Source organism: Micromonospora deserti (assembly GCF_003236335.1).
Classification (GTDB): Bacteria; Actinomycetota; Actinomycetes; order Mycobacteriales; family Micromonosporaceae; genus Micromonospora; species Micromonospora deserti.
In genome coordinates, this window is the sequence record NZ_POUB01000010.1 from 1 (window position 1) to 21,084 (window position 21,084).

Below are 21,084 nucleotides of genomic sequence, written 5' to 3' on the forward strand. Positions count from 1 at the left end.
GGCGGCGTGCTGACCGGGGTCTGGGGGTCGAAGTTCTACCGGGTGGTGTTCTTCTTCCCCCAGATCCTGGCCGTCGTCATCGTCGGCGTGATCTTCAGCCGGGTCTACGCCCCGGACGACAGCGGCCTGCTCAACGGGGCGTTGAAGGCCCTGGGGATCGGGCCTGTGCTGTTCATGGCGAACCCGGACATCGCGCTCTGGTCGATCGTCGGGGTGCTGGTGTGGCAGGCCGTCGGCTTCTACGTGGTGCTCTTCTCCGCCGGTATGGCCTCGGTGCCCAAGGACATCTACGAGGCGGCGACCATCGACGGCGCCGGGCGCGCGGCGATGTTCTTCCGGATCACCCTGCCGCTGCTCTGGGACACCCTCCAGGTGGCCTGGGTCTACCTCGGCATCGCCGCCTTCGACGCGTTCGCCATCGTGCAGGTGCTCTCGGTGGACCAGGGCGGCCCGGACGGCGCCACCACCGTGCTCGGCATGGAGATCTACCGCAACGCGTTCAGCTACTCCCAGTTCGGCTACGCCTCGGCGATGGGTGTGGCGCTGTTCTTCCTGACGATCACGTTCGCGGCGCTCACCCTGCGCGTCAGCCGGCGTGACACGATCGAGCTGTAAGGCGGGGTCCGCAGATGACCACTGAAATCGCACCGAGCGCGCCGGCGGCCCCGGCCGCCCCCGGTCGGGGCGCCGGCCACCGGGCCCGCTCCGCCGATGGCCGGCGCCGCGACGTCGGGCTGCTCAGCGGCCTCGGGCACATCGCCCTGCTGGTCTGGGCGATCCTGGTGATGGCCCCGTTGCTCTGGACCATCCTGGCCTCCTTCAAGAGCAACACGGAGATCTTCCTCGGCAACCCGTTCGCCGTGCCGGGGGAGTTCAGCTTCGACAGCTACGTCCGAGCGTGGACCGAGGCGAACGTCGGGCGCTACTTCCTCAACAGCGTCTTCGTGGTGACGCTGAGCACCAGCGGCACCATGCTGTTCGGGTCGATGGCCGCGTACGTGCTGGCCCGCTACCCGTTCCCCGGCAACCGGGCGATCTACTACCTGTTCGTCTCAGGCCTGGCGTTTCCGGTGTTCCTCGCCCTGGTGCCGCTCTTCCTGGTGGTCAACAACCTGGGGCTGCTCAACACCTACACCGGGCTGATCCTGGTCTACATCGCCTACTCGCTGCCGTTCACGGTGTTCTTCCTGGCCGCGTTCTTCAAGACGCTGCCGCAGTCGGTGGCCGAGGCGGCGATGATCGACGGCGCGTCGCACACCCGGCTGTTCTTCCGGATCATGATGCCGATGGCCCGGCCCGGCCTGGTCAGCATCGCGATCTTCAACATCATCGGGCAGTGGAACCAGTACCTGCTGCCGGTGGCGCTGATGCAGGGCGAGGGCGCCGACGCCAAGTGGGTGCTCACCCAGGGCATCGCCAGCATCTCGACCTCGGCCGGCTACGAGGCGGACTGGGCGGCGCTCTTCGCCGCGCTCACCCTGTCCATCCTGCCGATGATCATCGTGTACGCGATCTTCCAGCGCCAGATCCAGTCCGGCCTCACCTCCGGCGCGGTCAAGTAGCCCGTACCGCGCTCCGGGCCCCGCCGAGGCCGAGGGGACAACGTCCCGGAAAGAGTGGCCATTCCACGGGGGATGGCCACTCTTTCCGGACAACTGCGCGTTCCACCACGGGCGTGGCGGCGAGTGTCGCAGGGGCGAGGCAGAATCGCGTCCGTGCTGGTGGCGGTGGTGTCCGACGAGCGGGGCGGGGGAGCCCTGCAACCGCTCGACGCCGCCGGTCGCCCCGCCGGGCCGGTCGAGCCGGTCGCCGATCTGGCCGCCGCGGTCGCCGCTCGGGAGGTCGCCGATCACCCCCGCTGGGTCTGGGCGTCCGGCGCGTCGATCTATCCGCCGCTGCTGCGCGCCGGGGTTCGGGTGGAGCGCTGCCACGACGTGGAGTTGACCGAGGCGCTGCTGCTCGGTCACGCCGGCCGGTGGGGTGAGCCCCGGTCGGTGGCCGCGGCGTGGGCGCGGCTGACGGGAGCGCCGGTGCCGGCCGACCCGCCGCCGCGCCCGGCCGCGCCGCCGGGCCACGGCCAGGGCGCGCTCTTCGACTCGCTGCCCGGCCCGCCGGGGCCGGGCAGCGAGGCCCTGACCAGGGTGTTCGCCGACCAGCTCGCCCGGATCGCGGCGGCCGAGCACCCGGGCCGGTTCCGGCTGCTGGTCGCCGCCGAGTCGGCCGGTGCGCTGATCGCGGTGGAGATGGGCGCCGCCGGGCTGCCCTGGCGGGCTGAGGTGCACGACGAGATCCTCGCCGAGCTGCTCGGGGAGCCGTCCCCGGTCGGCGGGCCGCCGCGCCGGCTGGCCGAGCTGGCCGCCCGCATCGCCGACGCGTTCGGCGTCCGCCAGTTGCACGCCGACAGCCCGGCGGAGCTGTTGCGGGCGTTCGCCCGGGCCGGGGTGGAGCTGCCCAACACCCGGGCCTGGGTGCTGCGCGGGGTCGACCACCCGGCGGTGCCGCTGGTCCTGGAGTACAAGGAGCTCTACCGGATCTGGACGGCGCACGGCTGGGCCTGGCGCGACGCCTGGGTGCGTGACGGCCGGTTCCAGCCGGAGTACGTCCCCGGCGGAGTGGTCTCTGGCCGGTGGGCCACCCGGGGCGGCGGCGCGTTGCAGATCCCGAAGGTGATCCGGCGGGCGGTGGTGGCCGACCCGGGCTGGCGGTTCGTGGTGGCCGACGCCGGGCAGCTGGAACCCCGGGTCCTGGCGGCGGTCTCCGGCGACGCCCGGCTCGCCGCGGCCGGCGGGGCCGGCGACCTCTACGCGGCCCTGGCCCACGACGCGTTCGGCGGCGACCGGGCCCGGGCCAAGGTGGCCCTGCTCGGCGCCATGTACGGGCAGACCGGCGGCGCGGCGGTGCCCGCCCTGGCGGTGCTGCGGCATAGCTATCCGATCGCGTTCGGCTACGTCGAGGCGGCGGCCCGCGCCGGCGAGGCCGGCGGGCTGGTGCGTTCCTGGTTGGGGCGCACCTGCCCGCCGGGCACGGCCGGGTTCGCCGACGATGCGGAGGCCGACCCGGACAGCGGGGCGGATCCGCAGTCGGCGCGGTCCCGGGCGGCCCGGTCCCGGGGCCGGTTCACCCGCAACTTCGTCATCCAGGCCACCGCCGCCGAGTGGGCCGCCACGCTACTCGCCACGCTCCGCGGCGAGCTGGCCGGCACCGCCGCCGAGCTGGTCTTCTTTCAGCACGACGAGGTGATTGTGCACTGCCCGGCGGAGCAGGCCGACGCCGTCGCCGAGGCGGTCACCCGGGCCGGTGGGCGGGCCCGCGCGCTGCTGTTCGGCGACACCCCGGTCCGGTTCCCGCTGGATCTGTCCATCGTCGACTGCTACGCCGACGCGGCATAGCGCACAATTTTCCCTTTTGCCCCGCTACCCGTGCCCCCGGGCGCTCGTTGCTCCCGGTGTCCGTACGACGAGGCGGGCCGGGCCACCGCGCCGCGGTCCGCCGGCACCGTGGAGGGGGCGCAGCTGAACCGGATCGCAGGAATGATCATCGCCGCGGGCGGGGGCCGTCGTATCGGCGGCCCGGAGGCCCTGCTGCACCAGGGAGAAAAGCCCCTGGTCAGCCAGATGATCGACACGATGACCGAGGCGGGCTGCGAGCGGATCGTGGTCGTGCTGGGCGCCGCGGCCGACCAGGTCCGCGAGACGGCGGACCTCAGCCGGGCCACGGTGGTGGTCAACCGGGCGTGGGGCACCGGGGTGGGCTCGTCGATCCGGGCCGGCCTCGCCGCCCTCGACGACGAGGCAATCGAGGCGGTCGTGGTGGTGCCGGTGGACATGCCCGGCCTGACCGCCGCCGCCGTCCGCCGGGTGGTCGCGCTGCCGTACCCGGACGTGCTGGTCTGCGCCACCTACGGCGGGCTGCGCGGCTACCCGATGCTGTTCGGTCGCCGGCACTGGTCCGGCATCGCCACGCTGGCCAGCGCGGACGTCGGCGCCCGGCCCTACCTGCTGGCGCACAAGGACCAGATCGTCGACATCTCCTGCGACTCGGTAGCCGACGGCAGCCGGGTCGACACCCCGGAGCTGATGGCGCTCTACGGGCTGACCGTCCCGGAGCAACGGGTCGGGGTCTGAGCGCCGGCCACCCGCCGGCTCGCGCGGGCCACCGCCATCCGCTGCCGCTGGCCGCCGGAGAGTTCGTCCGGCGCGCCGGCGGACGCCGTAGGCTCGACCGGTGCCGCGCCCTCCCGTCGACCTGGTGCCCGCCGACGTGCCGGCGGAGTCGCTGACCCACAACACGCTCAACGGGGTGACCGGCGGCATCTGGCGGACGTGCCGCGAGGGGCGCCCGGCGGTGCTCAAGCTGCTCGCCCCGCCCGGCCGCCCGAGCCCGGCGCACTGGGCCGGCAGCGACGACCCCGGCCACTGGAACTACTGGCGGCGCGAGGTCGAGGCGTACCGCAGCGGGCTGGCCACCTCGGCGTATCCGGGACTGGCCGGGCCGGCGGCGTTGGCGGTGGACGAGCGGCCGGACGGGACGGTCGCGCTCTGGCTGGCCGAGGCGACCGGGCGGCCGGGGACCGCGGGCGACCCCGCCGACCTCGGCGAGGTGGCGGCCCGGCTGGGTGCCGGGCACGCCCGTTGGCTCGACGATCCGCAGGCGCGGGCGATCATCACCGGGGCCGGCGACCGTGCCCGGGGCGGCCGGTGGCCGGGCTGGCTGGCCCGGGACTGGCTGCGCGACTACACGCTCAGCCGGCCGGTGCCCGAGCCGGTGCCGTGGGAGCACCCGGTGGCCGTCGCCGCGTGGCCGGCCCCGCTGCGGGTCGGCCTGCGGGCGCTGTGGGAACGCCGGCACGCGGTGATCGCGGCCACCGACCGGCTGCCCCGCACGCTGTGCCACCACGACGTGTGGCCGATGAACCTGGTGTTCGGCGACGCGGGCCCGGTGCTGCTGGACTGGGCGTGCGTCGGGCCGGGCCCGGTCGGGGAGGATGCCGCGAACCTGGTGCTGGACACCTTCCTCGACGGGCTGGTCGACGTCGCCCTGCTCGACGAGGTGGTGAGCACCGTGGTGGACCGCTACGTCGACGGCCTGGGCGGCAGGGTGCCCCGGGCGGTGGCCGCCCGGGCGGTCCGGCTCACCGGTGCGGCCAAGTACGTCTGGCTCGCCCCGCTGATGCTCGGCCGGCTCGGCGGGCCTCCCGGCCAGACGTACGATCGGCGGGACGAAGCCGCGATCATGGACGGCCGCCGTCGGGTGCTGGAGCTGCTAATGCGCTGGGCGGCCGAAGCGCTCGACTGAGCCGTCGGCGTCGCCGTCAGGACAGGTCGAACAGGGCGGCGGCGTTGCCCCAGCAGACCGCCCGCAGCCAGTCGTCGCCCAGGTCGAGCCGGGCCAGGCCGGCGAGCTGCTCCGCGTACGGGTAGGGGAGGTTGGGGAAGTCGCTGCCCAGCAGCACCTTGCCGGCCAGCCCCAACTCGCGCAGCCGGGGCGACTCCTCGGCGGGGAACGGCACGAACTGGTCGAAGAACGGGGTGAACGCCATCGTGGTGTCCAGCCGCACCCGCTCGTACGCCCCGGCGAGGTCGAGGAAGGCCCGGTAGTCGGGAGCGCCCAGGTGCGCCACGATCGCGGTCAGCCCCGGGTGGCGGGCGAGCAGGGCGGCGAACGGCTCCGGCCCGGTGTGCCCGGTGCCGACCGGCGCGTGCCCGGCGTGCACCACCACCGGCACGCCGGCGTCGGCGAGCAGCCCCCACACGTCGTCCAGCGCCGGGTCGGTCGGCGCGAAGCCACCCACCTGGATGTGCACCTTGAACAGCCGGGCGCCGGCCGCGACGGCCTCGGTGACGTACCCCTCGACCCCCGGCTCGGGGAAGAAGGTCGCCGACGGCAGGCAGCCCGGCGTGGCGCGGGCGAAGTCCAGCGTCCAGCGGTTCAGCTCCGCGGCCATGCCGGGCCGGTGGGCGTACGCCAGGGCGCTGAACGCCCGGACGCCCAGCCGGCGCAGGTGCGCGACCCGCTCGGCGTCGCTCCACCGGTACCGGATCGGCCAGTCGGTGCCGACCAGCGGGCCGGCCGCGTCGAAGTACGCCCAGACCCGGCGCAACAGCCGCGGCGGCAGGAAGTGCACGTGCACGTCGGCGAGGCCGGGCAGGCCGAGCCGGCGCCAGAACGCCGGCACCTCGGCGTCGTCGGCCTCGGACGGCGGGATCCCGCCGTCGCCGGTCCCCGACGTGGGGCCACCGGGGGCGGACCGGCCGGTCATACCTGGATGTTGAAGCGTTGCAGCACCGACGGGGCGGCCAGCCCGACGGCGGCGAGCACCGCGATCACGGTCAGCGCGGCGCGGACCACGACCACCTCGGTCTTGCTGCCGGCCCGCAGCGCGATGCTGTTCGGCAGGCCGATCATCGTCCACATCCGACGCTTGATCGGGATGGGCCAGAGGATCGGCACCCCTGCCTTGGTGATCATGTCGCCGAGGATGTGCACGAAACAGCCCACCCCGACGGCGGTGCCGATCAGCGGATAGCCCCGGCCGCCGGGGAGGTTGGCGGCGACGAACCATGCCGCGCCGGCCGACACCAGGGTCACGATCACCCAGCCGGCCCGCTCCGCCCACTCGTCGAACAGCCCGCGCAGCGCCAACCCGATCATGAAGAACAGGACGCCGATCACGGCCCACTTGCCGTACGCGGCGCAGAGCGCGGTGGTGCCCCAGCCGACCAGCAGGGTGAACGGGATGGTGTGGGTCAGCGTCCGGTGGCCGTTGGAGCGGCGCGGGTCGCGGCTCAGTTTGGTCGCGTAGTAGACCCCGAGCGAGACCTTCTCCATCACCTCGGCGAAGAACAGCGAGAAGACCCCGAAGGTGCGGGCCACCGTCGCGCCGCCCTGGTTGCGGGTCACCTTGCCGGACAGGTCGAGGTCGGGGAAGAGCGCCCCGCCGGCGCAGACGGCGGTACCGACCGCCAGCGCCAGGGGCGACTGGTGGTAGTCGGCGAACTGGTCCAGCGCCCAGGACCCGGCCAGCCACACCGCCGCGCCGGAGAGCGCGTGGGATGGTCCCATCATCTCGGCTCACCCTCCCCAGGGATCTTGAGCGCCAAACTACGCCACTGTAGTTCGTCCGGCCGCCGCAGGGGCATCACCCGGACGGTCCACAGGGGAGGGGTCGGGACCGGGGTGTGCGGCTCGGCCGGATCACGGCGCCCGGGAGGCGCCACCCCCGGCGGCGAGCAGGTTGCCCTCGGGGATGGCGATCTTCTGACCGACCCGCCCCGCCCGGGCCGCGGCCCGCCGGGCCTGCGCCGGGCCGTGATCGCGGCGGGCGGCGGCGTACGTGGCGGCGGTGCGGGCCGCGATGGTCGCCCAGCCGTACCGCTCGCCGACCATGGTGCGGGCCCGCCGGGCCACCCGCCGGGCGAAGACCTCGTCGCCGAGGAGCTGGTCGACCGCGCCGGCCAGGGCGTCCGGGTCGCTGTGCGGGAAGGTCACCCCGGTGACGCCGGGCTCGACGATCTCGGCGAGGCCGCCGGTGCGGGCCACGGCCAGCGGCGCGCCGGCCGCCGCCGCCTCCAGGGCCACCATGCCGAACGGCTCGTAGAGGCTGGGTACCACGGTCGCGTCGGTGGCACCGAGCATCGCGGGCAGCTGGCTGGTGTCCAGGAAGCCGGTGAAGCGGACGGTCCGACCGAGCGCCAGCCGCCGGGTCTCCTCCTCCAGTTCGGCGCGGTACGGGCCGTCCCCGGCGATCACCACCCGCAGCCCCGGGTGCCGGTCGCGCAGGTGCGGCACCGCGTGCACCAGGTGCTGCACGCCCTTCTCGTAGACCAGCCGGCCGGCGTACCCGACCAGCGGGCCGTCCGCGGCGAACCGGGCCCGGGCCGAGGCCACCGCGCGGGGGCGGGCCCGCCAGGCGCGGTCGTCGACCCCGTTGGGCACCACCTCGATCTGCCCGGTGGGGACCTCGAAGAGGGTGGTCACCTGGTCGCGCATGTAGCCGGAGCAGGTGATCAGCCGGGCGGAGGCGTTGCTGAGCCAGTGCTCGACGCCGTGGATGGTGCGGTTCATCTCCTCGGGCAGCCAGCCCTGGTGCCGGCCCGCCTCGGTGGCGTGGATCGTGGTGACCAGGGGCAGGTCGAGGTGTTCGGCGAGGGTGACCGCGGTGTGCGCGACGAGCCAGTCGTGGGCGTGGACGACGTCGTAGGGGCCGGCCTCGGTGGCCCGCAGCGCGGCCCGGGTCAGCGTGTGGTTGAAGGCCATCGTCCAGGCCAGCAGGGAGTTGGTCGCCAGGGGAAAGGTGACCGGGTCCTCGGCGGCCCGCAGGATGCGCACGCCGTCGGCGTACTCCTCAAGCGGCGCGCCGTCGGCGTGCCGGGTGACCACGGTGACCTCGTGGCCGGCGGCGGCCAGGGCGACGGAGAGGGCGTGCACGTGCCGGCCGAGCCCGCCGACGAGTACCGGTGGGTATTCCCAGGAGAGCATCAGCACCCGCTGATGCCGGGCGGCGGGGTTGATGTCGATCACGTCGGCGTCAGGTGACATGCGGCCCCCTTGAGTTGTCCCCGAGCGCGCGTGCCGACCGGCACCCCGACTGGTGCCCGGCTGCGCCGCGACTGGATTGGGATCCATCCTCCGGGCGCCTGGATAACCAGCGGAGACGCCGTCGTTGCGGTCGTGTAAAGCGCTACCGGATCTTCCGGCGCACCCGCAGCAGTTCGGCGACCGACCACGCCTGGAACGGGCATCCGGTGGCGGCGTGCGGCGCGAGCCCGTCGGCCGTCTCGCTCACCGATCCCAGGCCGTATTCGGTCAGATGGGATTCTATACCCACGAACAGGTCGTCGACCGGCATCTTGCCCCGCCGGCAGGCGTCGACGTACGGGCCGAGCAGCCACGGCCAGACGGTGCCCTGGTGGTACGCCCCGTCCCGCTCGGCCGGCCCGCCCCGGTGCCGCCCGACGAACTCCGGCGAGTCGGGGGAGAGGCTGCGCGGGCCGAGTGGGGTGAGCAGCCCGGCGCCGACCCGGCGCAGCGCCGGCTCGTCCGGCTCCAGCGGCGCGTACGGCAGCGACCAGGCCAGCAGCTGGTTGGGGCGGAGCAGGTCGTCGTCGTGGTACGCGGCCCCGCCCAGCGGGTACGCCGGCGCCGGCGCGTCCACCACGTCGTACAGCCAGCCGGTCGGGGCCGGGAACCGCTCCCGGAACGCGGCGACCGCCCGGTCGTGCAGCCGGTACAGCCCGGTCGCGTCCTGCCCGGCCAACTCGGTCAGCTCGGCCAGACCGGCCAGCCCGTTGATCCACAGCGCGTTGACCTCCACCGGCTTGCCCGTGCGGGGGGTGACCGGCACCCCGTACACCCGGGCGTCCATCCAGGTCAGCGCCGTCTCTGGAGCGCCCTGGGTGAGCAGGCAGTCGACCGGGTCGACGGCGATGCCGAACCGGGTGCCGGCCAGGTGCGCGTCGACCACCCCGCGCAGCGCGGGGAGCAGCTCCTCGCCGAGGTCGGTGTCGCCGGTGACGGTGACGTGCCGGCTCACCGCGTGCAGGAACCACAGTGTCCCGTCGACCGTGTTGTACTCCACCCGGCCGGTGTCGGCGGTGTTGGCGAGCATCCCCTCCGACAGCGTCCCCGCGTACGACCGCAGCAGCTCGCGGCCCTCGTCGGCGCGGCCGGTGCAGAGGAAGAGCCCCTCGTAGGAGATCATCGTGTCCCGCGACCAGGCGCCGAACCACGGGTAGCCGGCCACCACGTCCGGCCCACGGTCGGTGCCGACGACGAAGGCGTCGGCGGCCAGGGTGAGCGTCGCCGCCACCGAGTCGGCCGGCCGGGCCGCCGCCACCACCCGCCGGTTGCGCCGCCGGGCGGCGGTCACCACCTCCGTCGCCGCGGGCGGCTCCGCGGCCAGGTCCCCGGCCCAGGCGCGCACCGACACGGTGTCGCCAGGGCGCTCCAGCGGCCCGGAGAACCGCCCGGCGTACCAGAGGTCGTCCTCCGGGTGCAGCCCGCGTGCCGCCTCCTCGCGGTGGTGCGCGCCGAGCCACCACTGGCCCTCCGGCACCCAGTCCGGCCCGGCCAGCCGGAACGCGCCCTCCACCACGGCTCCGCCGGCCACCGGCTCCACCCGAAGCGCGGGCCCGTCCGCACGGCGCTCGCCGTGCGCGTCGCGCCAGGTGCAGGCCGCGGCCAGGTCGAGCCGCACCGGCCCGCCGGTGACCAGCCGGTGCACCACCGCCACGCCGGACCGGCCGTGCGTCATGGCCAGCTCCCGCTCGATCACCACGTCGCCGATCCGCCAGCGCCACCGGGGCACCCCGTCGGCCAGGTCGAACCGCTCCAGCAGTTCGAAGCCGCGCGGGTCGACGTCCCCGGAGGCCCACTCGTGGGCGCCGAGGCGGACCCGGGCGCCGGAGGGGAACAGCACCGCCGGGTCGAGACTGACCAGTCCCACCCGGCGGGACGCCGGCGTGTCGCCGGAGACCACCAGCAGCCCGTGGTAGCGGCGGGTGCGCAGCCCGCTCACCGTGCCGGTGGCGTAACCGCCGAGCCCGTCGGTGACCAGCCACTCCCGGGTCGCGCCGCTGGTCAGCTGCCCGCAGACCTGCGGGCCGAAGCGAATGTCGATCACGTTTCCTTCACCCCCGGCCGGGTGTAACACGCCACGACGAGAATGGCCGCTGTGGTGCAGTACCCCGGCGGCGTCGAAGATGGGCAGGTGATCACCGAGGTGTCCCTCCCGAACGCGCCCGCGCCCGACCCCGAGCAGCTACGGCTGGCCCAGGCCGACGCCGGGGAACAGGACTGGCGCGCATGGGGTCCCTATCTGTCCGAACGGGCGTGGGGGACGGTACGGGAGGACTACAGCGAACACGGTACGGCGTGGGATTACTTCCCCCACGACCACGCGCGGTCCCGAGCCTACCGGTGGAGCGAGGACGGCATGGCGGGCGTCTGCGACGACCGGCAGACCTTCTGCTTCGCCCTCGCGCTGTGGAACGGCAAGGACCCCATCCTCAAGGAACGGATGTTCGGCCTCGGCGGTGACGGCGGCAACCACGGCGAGGACGCCAAGGACTACTGGTGGTACGAGGACTCCACCCCCACCCACTCCTGGATGCGCTGGCGCTACCACTACCCGCAGGCCGCCTTCCCGTACGACGAGCTGGTCGCGGTCAACGCGCTGCGCGGGCGCGACGACACCGAGTACGAACTGGTCGACACCGGCATCTTCGACGACGACCGGTACTGGGCGGTGACCGTCGACTACGCCAAGGCGAGCCCGACGGACATGTGCATCATGATCACCGTGGCCAACCGGGGCGACCGGGCGGCCACCCTGCACGTGCTGCCCACCCTGTGGTTCCGCAACACCTGGGCCTGGGGGCTGCCCGGCGGCGACCGGGTGCCCCGGCTGGTCGGCGACGGCTCCCGGCTGGTCGGCGAGCACTGGGTGCTCGGCCAACTGCTGCTGGAGGGCGACGGGGCGCCGACCCCGCTGCTGTGCGACAACGACACCAACGCCGAGCGGCTCTGGGGGTTGCCCAGCCGCTCCCGCTACCCGAAGGACGGGATCAACGACCACGTGGTCGACGGCGCGGCCACGGTCAACCCGGCCCGGGAGGGCACCAAGGGGGCGCTGCACTACGTGCTGGACGTGCCGGCGGGCGGGCAGCGGCAGATCCGGCTGCGGCTGACCCGTACCGCCCCACCGCCCGGCGACAACCCGCCGCCCCCGGCGGAGCTGGGTGACGGCTTCGACGCGGTGCTCTGGGCCCGGCGGGCCGAGGCGAACCGGTTCTTCGGCGCGGTGATCCCGCCCGCGGCGACCCCGGACGAGGCGCTGATCGCCCGGCAGGCGATCGCCGGACTGATGTGGGGCAAGCAGTTTTACCACTTCGACGTCAAGCGCTGGCTGGAGGGCGATCCCGGCTCGCCGCCCCCGCCGCCGGGGCGCCGGCACGGGCGCAACAGCCACTGGTGGCACATGACCAGCTTCGACGTGATCTCCATGCCGGACCCGTGGGAGTACCCCTGGTACGCGGCCTGGGACCTGGCCTTCCACTGCGTCAGCATCGCCCGGGTCGATCCGGGCTTCGCCAAGGAGCAGCTGCTGCTCCTGTTGCGCGAGTGGTACCTGCACCCCAACGGGCAGATCCCGGCGTACGAGTGGGCGTTCGGCGACGTGAACCCGCCGGTGCACGCCTGGGCGGCGCTGAAGGTGTTCGAGATCGACGGTGGCCGGGACCACGACTTCCTGGCCCGGGTGATGCACAAGCTGCTGCTGAACTTCACCTGGTGGGTCAACCGCAAGGACACCGGCGGCAACAACGTCTTCGAGGGCGGCTTCCTCGGGCTGGACAACGTCGGCCCGTTCGACCGCTCGGCGGCGCTGCCGGTGGCGGGGGTGCTGGAGCAGTCCGACGGCACCGGCTGGATGGCGATGTATGCCCTCAACCTGCTCGACATGGCGATCGTGCTGGCCGAGCACGACCACACCTGGGTGGACACCGCCACGAAGTTCTTCGAGCACTTCGCCTACATCGCCGCCGCCGCGTACGAGCAGGGGCTGTGGGACGACGAGGACGCGTTCTTCTACGACGTGCTGCGCCTGGCCGACGGCACGAAGGTGCCGCTGAAGGTGCGTTCGGTGGTCGGGTTGCTGCCGCTGGCCGCCACCACCCGGCTCACCGCCCGCACCCTGTACCGGCTGCCCGAGCTGGGCGCGCGGCTGCGCTGGTTCCTCACCAACCGCCCCGAGTACGCCGATGTGATCGGCACCCGCCGGCTCGGCCCGGACGGCCGCCAGCAGCGGCTGCTGTCCATGGTCGGCCCGGAGCAGATCGTCCGGCTGCTGGCCCGGATGCTCGACAGCGACGAGTTCCTCTCCGAGTACGGCCTGCGCACGCTGTCCCGGGCGCACCTGGACAAGCCGTTCGCGGTGACCCTCGCCGGGCAGGAGTTCTGCGTCGGCTACGAGCCGGCAGAGTCGACCAGCGGCCTGTTCGGCGGCAACTCCAACTGGCGCGGCCCGATCTGGATGCCGACGAATTTCCTGCTGATCAGCGCGCTGCGCGACTACGCGGCCTTCTTCGGCGACGACCTACAGGTGGAGTACCCGACCCGGTCCGGGGTGAAGCACAGCCTCGACGAGATCGCCGACGACCTCTCCGCCCGGCTGATCGCCCTGTTCACCCGCGACGGCTGGGGCCGGCGGCCGATCTACGGGGCCTGCCAGCTGTTCCAGACCCACCCCGACTGGCGGGACCTGATCGCCTTCCCCGAGTACTTCCACGGCGACAACGGCGCCGGCTTGGGAGCCTGGCACCAGACCGGCTGGACCGCGCTGGTCGCCGACCTGATCCTCACCCTGCGCCGCTGACCCGCCGCCGCGACAGTCGCCAATCCGTCGCGAGCCGGTGGCCGTGCGCGAGGTCTCACTACCATCGGCGGGATGCCGCCAACCGACGGAGGGGCCGCCGCGCCGGACGAGCCGGCGCTCGTCGTCGCGGCCGCCCGGCAGCTTGCCGAGGCCGAGGGCTGGGCGGCGGTGACCCACCGCCGGCTGGCCGAGCGGACCGGGGTCGCCATCGACGTCCTCTACCGCCACTTCCCCGATCCGGCCGCGCTCATGACCGCCGTGGCGGTGTGCGGCTTCGCCGACCTGGTCGCCGCGCTCACCACCGCCCGGGCCGCCGCCGACGACCGCCGCGCCTGGCCGGTGGCGGTGGCCGCCTACCTCGACTTCGCGTACGCCAACCCGGAGGTGTACGACGCGATGCTCGCGTACACCCCCGACCTGACCCTCGGCGCGGACCGGGCACCGTCGGCGCCGCAGGCGGCGTTCGCCCAGCTGCGGGCGGCCCTGGCGCCGCTGGCCGGGGGGCGCGACCCGGACACCTTCACCGAGGTCGGGTGGAGCCTGCTGCACGGCGTGGTGATGCTGACCCGGGGTGGCCGGCTCCGCCCGCAGGCCCAGGAGCTGCGGGAGGAGATGATCGCCGCGCACCTGCTGGGCCCGCCGCGCCGCGCCGCGACCGGCGGGTAATCCGGTCGGCCGGCCGGCCGGCATGCCATAGAGTGCCGCACCGGAGCCGGTGGGCGCCCGCCGGCGGGGGGAGGGATCCAGATGACCGACGGGGGCGTGGCGGGAGGCCAGGTGCTGGTCTTCGACGCCGACGACACGCTCTGGGAGAACAACGTCCTGTTCGAGCGGGTGATCGACGACTTTCTCGACTGGCTGGACCACCCCACCCTCAACCGGGCCGAGATCCGGGCCATCCTCGACGACATCGAGCGGGCCAACGCGGTGGTGCACGGCTACGGCAGCAAGGTCTTCCTGCACAGCCTCGGCGAGTGCCTGGAGCGGCTGCGCCGGCGGCCGGTCACCGAGGCCGAGCGCGGCGAGATCGAGGGCCTGGCAAAGGCGCTGCTCGACCACCAGGTGGAGCTGATGCCGGGGGTGGCCGAGGCGCTCGACGAGCTCGCCGGCCGGCACGACCTGCTGCTGCTGACCAAGGGCGAGCGCGAGGAGCAGCAGCGCAAACTCGACGCCTGCGGCCTGCTGCACCACTTCCGCGCCGCGCACGTCGTGCCCGAGAAGAACGTCGAGACGTACCGCTGGCTGGCCCGGAAGCACGCCTTCGACCCGGCCCGGGCCTGGATGATCGGCAACTCCCCGAAGTCCGACATCCTGCCCGCCCGCGCGGCCGGGATGAACGCCGTGTTCATCCCCAACGACAACACCTGGGTGCTGGAGCACGACGAGCTGGACCCGACCGACCCGGGCGTGCTGCACCTGACCGCATTCCCCGACCTGCTGCGCCACTTCTGACCGCCGGTGCCGCTGACCTTCCCCTCGCACCTGGCGGCCGTGCTGCCGCCGAAGCTGTGCCGGCCCGCCGATTCGACGGCGTCGCCCTGGCCACCGGGGCGGTGTCCCCCGACGTCGCGTACGACCTGACCAGCACGTGTTCGGGGCGGTGGCCGCCACCGCGAGGGCGCGCCGGCGCAATGGCCGCCTCGACGGGGAAACAGCGCTGAGCGGCGTGGCCGCGTTACGTGGACATGCCGCTTTTTCACCTTGACATCAATCACTCTGCCCCGGCCGGAGCAGATCTTGTCCGACCTGGAGAGACGCGCCTAGCCTGATCCGGCGTTCACGGCTCTTCGGGGTGAGGCGGGAGCGCACCGAAGTCCGGTAGTTGGGCACCGTGGAGCTGAGTGCATGCGGGCCGGCTCGCCGTGTTGAGCCCGGCGTGGGCGGCGTGCCCCGCCCCGCCGCTCATCCCGGCGATAAACCGCTACCACGCCGGACGGCTGGGGGTCAGGACCGGGGAGTTGCGGACCCGGTCCTGACCCATTTTCTTTTTCCGCCGGCCGTGCCGTGCGTTTTCCGGCCCATTTCCGTTACGTCGACAAGCCGAGCGGCCGGTCTGATTTTCCTCACCTTTTTCGGGGCATCCGCACCGGCCCGCAACTGCGATCATCCTTCGAATGGAACCCAGACAGCCCAGCGTCCCGGCGCCGCTGGCGGGTCGGTCGTGACCGGGCGGGCGCGGCCCATCCCGCCGCCCAACCGGGCCTCCCGGCTCACCACGCTGCCGAGTACGACCAGTCAGGTCGTCATCGTCACCGGGAACGGCTACAGCACCACCTACGCGACCTTGGAAACGTTCGCCAAGGCGGGCGGGCACTGGGTGGCCGTGTCGGCGCCGCTGCCGGCCCGGATCGGCTCCAAGGGGTTCAGCGACAACCACGTCGAGGGCGTACCCACCACCCCGACCGGCGTCTACTCCCTCGGGCGGACCATGTACGGCATCGGCGCGAACCCCGGGGTGCGCTACCCGTACCACCAGGTGGTGACCAACGACTGGTGGAACGAGAACCCGGAATCCTCGCTGTACAACACCTTCCAGCACAGCGCCACCAACCCGGGTGGCTACAGCGAGGCGCTGTGGAAGGAGATCCCGGCGTACACCCACTTCGCCGTGATCACCTACAACATGCCGCCGAACGTGGCGACCCCGGAACCCTACGCCGGCAGCGGCATCTTCCTGCACGAGTTCAGCACCGCCAGCGGCAACGCGACCGCCGGTTGCGTCAGCCTCTCGCACGCCAACCTGGTGTCGGTGCTGCGGTGGCTGGACCCGGCCCGGTCGCCGCGGATCGTGATCTGTCCCGCGCAGAACCTGGGCCGTTACTGAGTCCTGCGATCCGGCGTTAGTTGGCCCGCCGTCGTGAGGCGCATGCATCGTCCGGTCGAGGCCATCCCGCCGCAACGTAGCGGCGGGATGGTCCACGTCCTCGTTGAGCGCCAGGGGATCGGCACCCCGGTCGGGACTACGGGCGCAGCGCCGCGATCGTCGCCTTCGCCGCCTCGGCGATCAGCGCGTCCTCGTACTCGTCGTCCTTCTCGGTCCGGCTGGACAGGATGGCGAGCACGATCGGCGCGCCGTCGGGCGGCCACACTACGGCGATGTCGTTGCGGATGCCGTACGGCCCGCCGCCGGTCTTGTCACCGACCGTCCAGCCGGCCGGCACGCCGGCCCGGATCAGCTTGTCGCCGGTGGTGTTCCGGCGCAGCCAGTCGACCAGGACGTCGCGATCCTCGGCGGAGAGCGCGTCGCCGACAACGTACGCCCGCAGGTCGGTGGCGAACGCCCGGGGTGTCGTGCTGTCCCGGGTCTCGCCCGGCGCGACGTCGTTGAGCGCGGTCTCCCGGCGTTCGGGGTCGGTGACCTGGTCGCCGAGCTCGCGCAGCGCCTTCTCGAAGCCCGCCGGACCGCCCAGCCGATCGAGCAGCAGGTTGGCCGCCGTGTTGTCGCTGTACCGGACCGCGGCGTCGGCCGCCTCGCGCAGCGTGATGCCCGAGCCCACCCGGTCCTTGGTGATCGGCGAGTAATCCACGAGGTCGGCGGCCGTGTACCGGACCACCTGGTCGAGTTCGGCCGTCGTCGTTTCGTCCAGCACGGCGGCGGCGGCCAGCGCCTTGAACGTCGACGCGTAGCCGAACCGCTCGTCGGCGCGGTGCTCGACCGTGCGCCCCGATCCCGTGTCGACGGCGTAGACCCCGAGCCGCGCGCCGAACTCGGCTTCGAGCTGGCCGAACCGGGGGCTTGTCGTGACGCTCGGCGCCGCCGTCGTGGTCGGGCTCGGTCGGGTGCCCTCGGGCGTGCCGGCCGTCGAGCACCCGACCAGCGGTACGAACGCCAGCGCGGCGGCCACCGCCAGGGCGGAGCGCCGGGTCGCGGGGGCCGTGGAGTGGATCACCATCGTTGCCTACTTCCCTTCGCCGCCCGGTTGCGGGCGAACCTCGACTACCGGGCGGGTCCTGCCCGGTGGGGGCGAGGGGAGCCTCGCACCGGATGGTCCATGCTGTCCAAGACGGAAGTGGGCTGATCCATGCCGAGCCGGCATAGCTGTAGGCTTGCCCGCCGTGGACCTCGTCGGCGCGTGCAGGGCCTTCGTGGCCGTCAGTGAGCACGGCAGCTTCACCGTCGGTGCCGCCGCCGCCCGCATCCCCCAGTCCGTGGCCAGCCGGCGGATAGCGGCGCTGGAGGAGCATTTCGGCGCCAAGCTCTTCGACCGTTCGTCCCGGAGCGTCACGTTGACGCCGTTCGGCCGGGACATGCTGCCCTCGGCCCGGCGCCTCACCGAACTGGCCGAGGCGATGGAGCACGACGCCGAGCGCGCCAAACTGCGGCCGTTCCGGCTCGCCGTACCGGCGGTCTGTTCCCCGCGTCGCCTGGCCCGGCTGGTCGCCGACGGCCGCCTGGCCGGCGTGCACCTCGACCTGCACCCGGCGGGGCCGGGCGAGCGCGGGGGCCTGGCCCGGGCGCTGGAGGTGCGGGCCGCGCTCGTCGCCGTGCCGCCCGACGAGGCGATCTGGCGGGTGCCGCTGGGACTGGCCGGCAGCGCCGAGCCGGAGGACCCGGCCATCTACCTGGACACCCTGCGGGCCGGCCGGGCCGACCGGTCGGCCCGGCGACGCCACGTCTGGCTCCAGCCCGAGGACGACGTGCCGCACGTACGGGACCGGATGATGCGGCTGCGTGACGCCGTCGGACTCCAACCTACCCAGGTCGGGGTCTCGGCGTCGCTCGTTGACGCCGTGGGTGCGGTGCTCGACTCGGCCGACCTCCTGCTCTGCTCGTCCGACCAGGCCGACGAGCTGGGCCTGCACTGGCGGCCGGTCGGCGGGACGGAGCTGGTGCGCGGCTATGGCATCGCGGCCGGGTTGCGCGAGGACACCGCGCGCCTGGTGACCGGCCTCGGCGCGTCGATCGCGCACTGCCTCGGTGCGTCCACCGCGACGGCGGGCTCCGGGCGCAGCGTCCGCGCCGCGCCGGGACGGAGTGGAGGGCTGGGATGAACGTGGCGAAGGTGGTCCGCGAGGCCCGGGAGGCGTTGCGCGACGGTGGTCTGCGCGGCTCGTTCCTGGTCCGCGACCTGCACACCGGCGACGAACTGGGTATTGATCCCGACCGGGAGTTCCCGGTCGCCTCGCTGGTGAAGGTCCCGCTCGCGGTCGCCACCCTGGAACGGGTCGTCCGGGGCGACCTCGACCCGGCCACGCCGATCGAGGTGGCCCCCGGCCGGATGGCGACGCCGGGGCCGACCGGGCTGGCCAAGTTCCGGCACCCGGCGAGGATCGCGCTGGACGATCTGCTCTATCTCAGCACCTCGGTCAGCGACGGTTCCGCCGCGGACGCGCTGTTCGCCCTCACCTCGCCGGCCGAGGTCACCGCCGAACTCCGGCGGCTCGGTTTCGACGGCATCGCCGTACGCCATCTCCTCCGGGACCTCACCGAGACCCCGGCCGAGCGGTTCGGGCGTACGGAGGCTCACCTGGCGCACTCCCTCGCCATCGGAGCGGCGACGGCGGGACACGGCCACCCGGTGGCCCAGCTCGACGTGACCCGCGCCAACTCCGGCTCGGCCCGGGCCTTCGTGGACCTGCTGCACGGGCTGTGGACGCCGTCGACGATCCATCCCTCGGTCGCCGCCCGCGTGCGCGAGTTGATGGGTGACAACGTGCTGCGGCACCGGCTGGCCCCCGACTTCAGCTCGGACGCGTCGCGCTGGTCGTCCAAGACCGGCACACTGCTCAACCTGCGGCACGAGGTCGGCGTGGTGGAGCACGCCGACGGGCGGGTGTTCGCGGTCGCCGCCCTCACCGAGTCCCAGGTGCCGGCGGCCGTCCAGCCGGGCGCGGAGGCGTTGATGGCACAGGTCGCCCGGACCCTCCGCGACCAGCTCAGAGCGGGCTGAGCCGCGGCACCGCCGGGGGGTTGTGGCCGGGCGTTCGAGACGGCCATGCGCCACGCCAGGCGGGGCGACGATGACGGTTCGCCGCGCCGACCCGGGCGGAGCTGGGTAGCGTGCCAGCGTGGAGGTTGGATTTGCCCCGCCGGTTTCCGGCTCGTGGGCCACCCCGGCGAACATGATCCACGTCGCCCGCCGCGCGGAACTGCTCGGATACCACTCGTTGTGGACGTTCCAGCGCCTGCTGGCGCCCGCCGACCTCGGCTGGAGCGAGACGTACCACAGTGTTCAGGACCCGCTGACCACGCTGGCGTTCCTCGCCGCCCACACCACGCGGATCCGGCTCGGCGTCGCGGTGCTCAACATGCCGTTCCTCTCACCGGTGGTGCTGGCCAAGCAGACCGCGACCCTCGACATCCTCGCCGGTGGACGGCTCGACGTCGGCCTCGGCCTCGGCTGGTCGGACGAGGAGTACCAGGCGACCGGTGCGAGCCGGCATCGGCGGGGCCGGCGGGCCGCCGAGTTCGTCACCGTCCTTCGCAGCCTCTGGCAGGACGACATCGTCGCGCACCGCGGCGAGTTCTACCAGGTCCCGCCGACCCGGATGGAGCCGAAACCGGTGCAGCGACCGCATCCGCCGATCCTGCTCGGCGGCCAGGCACCCGCGGCGCTGCGCCGGGCCGGTCGGCTCGCCGACGGCTGGATCAGCGGCAGCCAGGCCGACCTGAACGGCATCGCCGACGCGATCGCGACGGTGCGGACGGCGGCAGCGGACGCCGGGCGTGATCCCGGCTCGTTGCGGTTCGTCTGCCGGGGCGCGGTCAAGGTACGCCGGGCGGGTTCCGCCGACCGGGAGCCGCTCACCGGCACCCTCGCGCACATCCGGTCGGATCTCGGCCGGCTCGCCGAGGCGGGCGTCACGGAACTGTTCGTCGATCTCAACTTCGACCCGGAGATCGGCTCACCCTCGGCCAACGCGCAGGCGTCGCTGCGACGCGCCGACGAGGTGCTCGACGCCCTCGCCCCGACGTACTGAGCCCCGGACCGGTGCTGCTCACCCGGCCGGGTCCACTGCTTCGCCCGCCGCCGACCACGCCGACCAGCGGGTCACCACGACCGCGATGACCGGCCCGCCCGGCGGTCGCTGCACGTACTGCGAATACTTGCCGGCCAGTGCCGCGCGGGCCGCCGCTTCCTCCGCCGGATCGCCGACCAGCCGGCCGTGCCCGTCCAGGCGGACCCACCACAGTGTCGACCAGTCCTCGTAGTATTCGTCGATGAGCAGGCTGGCGTGCTCCGTGGCCTGGATGTTCGCCAGCCGGCGTAGCTGCCGGTGGCGCTTGGGCTTCTCGTCCACGGCGTGGTACGCCACGTCGCCGAGCAGGACGAAGCAGACCGGCACCAGGTGGGGGCGACCGTCGGGCCGGACGGTGGCGAGCCGGGCCACCCGGGCCGAGTCGACCCGGTGCCGGAGTTCGTCGGCCCGCACAGGCCGACCGTAGCCGAGCCCGGCTCGGGGAGTATCCGAATCCGCTGAAGGAGCCGAGGTGAGTCGTGACTTCGATGACCGCCGGGCGCGCGTACTTGTGGCCCTGATCGCCGTCCTGGCGATGCTCTTCCTGTTGGCGGCATCATCGGTGACGGGCACGTTCTGGTTCCGCAGCGGCACGTACAGCGACGGTCAGGTCGTCACCGGCCTCGCGCTGGACGTCGTGCGGGGCCGGTAGGGCGAGGCGAAGGTCGAGTACTTCGTCGATGCCAAGCGGTATGAGGCCTGGGTCTATTGCGGCACCTCCTGCCCGAACGAGGGCGACCGCATAGAGGTCG

Annotated in this window: 19 protein-coding genes; 13 read left to right on the forward strand and 6 right to left on the reverse strand. The window is 73.5% G+C overall.

The features are described 5' to 3' along the window. The 5 genes from C1I99_RS02860 to C1I99_RS02880 all read left to right on the forward strand — a co-directional run. On the forward strand, positions 1–615 hold a 615-nt coding region (locus C1I99_RS02860; protein ID WP_111132598.1), incomplete at its 5' end, for a carbohydrate ABC transporter permease. 14 nt (positions 616–629) lie between these two features. Continuing rightward, positions 630–1,562: a carbohydrate ABC transporter permease gene (locus tag C1I99_RS02865; protein WP_111132599.1), complete on the forward strand. Its 933-nt coding sequence runs from the start codon at positions 630–632 to the stop codon at positions 1,560–1,562. 153 nt (positions 1,563–1,715) lie between these two features. Continuing rightward, positions 1,716–3,389 carry a bifunctional 3'-5' exonuclease/DNA polymerase gene (locus tag C1I99_RS02870; RefSeq protein WP_438941378.1) on the forward strand — a complete coding sequence of 558 codons (1,674 nt, stop codon included), beginning with the start codon at positions 1,716–1,718 and terminating at the stop codon, positions 3,387–3,389. Positions 3,390–3,530: 141 nt separating this feature from the next. After that, positions 3,531–4,124: a nucleotidyltransferase family protein gene (locus tag C1I99_RS02875; RefSeq protein WP_111132601.1), complete on the forward strand. Its 594-nt coding sequence runs from the start codon at positions 3,531–3,533 to the stop codon at positions 4,122–4,124. A gap of 100 nt (positions 4,125–4,224) precedes the next feature. Beyond that, on the forward strand, positions 4,225–5,295 hold the full coding sequence (locus C1I99_RS02880) for a phosphotransferase (protein WP_111132602.1): 1,071 nt from the start codon (positions 4,225–4,227) through the stop codon (positions 5,293–5,295). Positions 5,296–5,311: 16 nt separating this feature from the next. Here the strand turns inward: C1I99_RS02880 and C1I99_RS02885 are convergent, their stop codons facing one another. The 4 genes from C1I99_RS02885 to C1I99_RS02900 form a co-directional block, all read right to left on the reverse strand. Then, positions 5,312–6,259, reverse strand: coding sequence for an amidohydrolase family protein (locus C1I99_RS02885; protein ID WP_111132603.1), 948 nt, complete (start codon positions 6,257–6,259; stop codon positions 5,312–5,314). Beyond that, positions 6,256–7,065 carry a metal-dependent hydrolase gene (locus C1I99_RS02890; RefSeq protein ID WP_111132604.1) on the reverse strand — a complete coding sequence of 270 codons (810 nt, stop codon included), beginning with the start codon at positions 7,063–7,065 and terminating at the stop codon, positions 6,256–6,258. The genes C1I99_RS02885 and C1I99_RS02890 overlap by 4 nt, the downstream gene beginning before the upstream one ends. A 129-nt stretch (positions 7,066–7,194) precedes the next feature. Beyond that, complete coding sequence (locus C1I99_RS02895) at positions 7,195–8,538, reverse strand: glycosyltransferase family 4 protein (RefSeq protein ID WP_111132605.1); 1,344 nt, start codon at positions 8,536–8,538, stop codon at positions 7,195–7,197. A 142-nt stretch (positions 8,539–8,680) separates the two neighbouring features. Next, the gene (locus C1I99_RS02900; RefSeq protein WP_111132606.1) at positions 8,681–10,621 is read right to left on the reverse strand and encodes an amylo-alpha-1,6-glucosidase; all 1,941 of its coding nucleotides are present in this window, start codon (positions 10,619–10,621) and stop codon (positions 8,681–8,683) included. Between the two features lie 42 nt (positions 10,622–10,663). Here C1I99_RS02900 and C1I99_RS02905 point away from each other — a divergent pair, with 42 nt between their 5' ends. From C1I99_RS02905 to C1I99_RS02920, 4 genes are all read left to right on the forward strand, one after another. Then, positions 10,664–13,372, forward strand: a complete 2,709-nt coding sequence (locus tag C1I99_RS02905; RefSeq protein WP_111132607.1) for an MGH1-like glycoside hydrolase domain-containing protein — start codon at positions 10,664–10,666, stop codon at positions 13,370–13,372. A 72-nt stretch (positions 13,373–13,444) separates the two neighbouring features. After that, positions 13,445–14,038 carry a TetR/AcrR family transcriptional regulator gene (locus C1I99_RS02910; RefSeq protein WP_111132608.1) on the forward strand — a complete coding sequence of 198 codons (594 nt, stop codon included), beginning with the start codon at positions 13,445–13,447 and terminating at the stop codon, positions 14,036–14,038. An 81-nt stretch (positions 14,039–14,119) separates the two neighbouring features. Further along, complete coding sequence (locus C1I99_RS02915) at positions 14,120–14,824, forward strand: HAD family hydrolase (RefSeq protein WP_111132609.1); 705 nt, start codon at positions 14,120–14,122, stop codon at positions 14,822–14,824. A 709-nt stretch (positions 14,825–15,533) separates the two neighbouring features. After that, positions 15,534–16,196: a L,D-transpeptidase family protein gene (locus tag C1I99_RS02920; protein WP_111132610.1), complete on the forward strand. Its 663-nt coding sequence runs from the start codon at positions 15,534–15,536 to the stop codon at positions 16,194–16,196. A gap of 136 nt (positions 16,197–16,332) precedes the next feature. Here C1I99_RS02920 and bla read toward each other — a convergent pair whose 3' ends face one another. Then, a complete protein-coding gene (gene bla / locus C1I99_RS02925; protein WP_111132611.1) occupies positions 16,333–17,265 on the reverse strand; it encodes a class A beta-lactamase in 933 nt (310 codons plus the stop codon). A gap of 163 nt (positions 17,266–17,428) precedes the next feature. Here bla and C1I99_RS02930 point away from each other — a divergent pair, with 163 nt between their 5' ends. The 3 genes from C1I99_RS02930 to C1I99_RS02940 all read left to right on the forward strand — a co-directional run bounded on the left by C1I99_RS02930 (position 17,429) and on the right by C1I99_RS02940 (position 20,293). Then, a complete protein-coding gene (locus C1I99_RS02930) occupies positions 17,429–18,364 on the forward strand; it encodes a LysR family transcriptional regulator (RefSeq protein WP_111132612.1) in 936 nt (311 codons plus the stop codon). After that, complete coding sequence (locus tag C1I99_RS02935) at positions 18,361–19,263, forward strand: serine hydrolase (RefSeq protein ID WP_111132613.1); 903 nt, start codon at positions 18,361–18,363, stop codon at positions 19,261–19,263. The genes C1I99_RS02930 and C1I99_RS02935 overlap by 4 nt, the downstream gene beginning before the upstream one ends. A 118-nt stretch (positions 19,264–19,381) precedes the next feature. Then, a complete protein-coding gene (locus C1I99_RS02940) occupies positions 19,382–20,293 on the forward strand; it encodes a TIGR03619 family F420-dependent LLM class oxidoreductase (RefSeq protein ID WP_111132614.1) in 912 nt (303 codons plus the stop codon). A gap of 18 nt (positions 20,294–20,311) precedes the next feature. Here C1I99_RS02940 and C1I99_RS02945 read toward each other — a convergent pair whose 3' ends face one another. Then, positions 20,312–20,746 (reverse strand): TIGR03668 family PPOX class F420-dependent oxidoreductase, encoded by a 435-nt coding sequence (locus C1I99_RS02945; RefSeq protein ID WP_111132615.1) that lies wholly within the window; start codon positions 20,744–20,746, stop codon positions 20,312–20,314. A gap of 58 nt (positions 20,747–20,804) precedes the next feature. Between C1I99_RS02945 and C1I99_RS32195 the strand changes: the two genes are divergently transcribed. After that, positions 20,805–20,984 carry a hypothetical protein gene (locus tag C1I99_RS32195; RefSeq protein WP_146603871.1) on the forward strand — a complete coding sequence of 60 codons (180 nt, stop codon included), beginning with the start codon at positions 20,805–20,807 and terminating at the stop codon, positions 20,982–20,984. Positions 20,985–21,084 lie beyond the last annotated feature (100 nt).

What these genes read in the sequence shown, in the direction of transcription:
- C1I99_RS02865 (WP_111132599.1), top strand. Translation starts at nt 630, where the DNA reads ATGACCACTGAAATCGCACCGAGCGCGCCGGCGGCCCCGGCCGCCCCC.
- C1I99_RS02875 (WP_111132601.1), top strand. Translation starts at nt 3,531, where the DNA reads ATGATCATCGCCGCGGGCGGGGGCCGTCGTATCGGCGGCCCGGAGGCC.
- C1I99_RS02885 (WP_111132603.1), bottom strand. Translation starts at nt 6,259, where the DNA reads ATGACCGGCCGGTCCGCCCCCGGTGGCCCCACGTCGGGGACCGGCGAC.
- C1I99_RS02890 (WP_111132604.1), bottom strand. Translation starts at nt 7,065, where the DNA reads ATGATGGGACCATCCCACGCGCTCTCCGGCGCGGCGGTGTGGCTGGCC.
- C1I99_RS02895 (WP_111132605.1), bottom strand. Translation starts at nt 8,538, where the DNA reads ATGTCACCTGACGCCGACGTGATCGACATCAACCCCGCCGCCCGGCAT.
- C1I99_RS02905 (WP_111132607.1), top strand. Translation starts at nt 10,664, where the DNA reads ATGGCCGCTGTGGTGCAGTACCCCGGCGGCGTCGAAGATGGGCAGGTG.
- C1I99_RS02910 (WP_111132608.1), top strand. Translation starts at nt 13,445, where the DNA reads ATGCCGCCAACCGACGGAGGGGCCGCCGCGCCGGACGAGCCGGCGCTC.
- C1I99_RS02915 (WP_111132609.1), top strand. Translation starts at nt 14,120, where the DNA reads ATGACCGACGGGGGCGTGGCGGGAGGCCAGGTGCTGGTCTTCGACGCC.
- bla (WP_111132611.1), bottom strand. Translation starts at nt 17,265, where the DNA reads ATGGTGATCCACTCCACGGCCCCCGCGACCCGGCGCTCCGCCCTGGCG.
- C1I99_RS02935 (WP_111132613.1), top strand. Translation starts at nt 18,361, where the DNA reads ATGAACGTGGCGAAGGTGGTCCGCGAGGCCCGGGAGGCGTTGCGCGAC.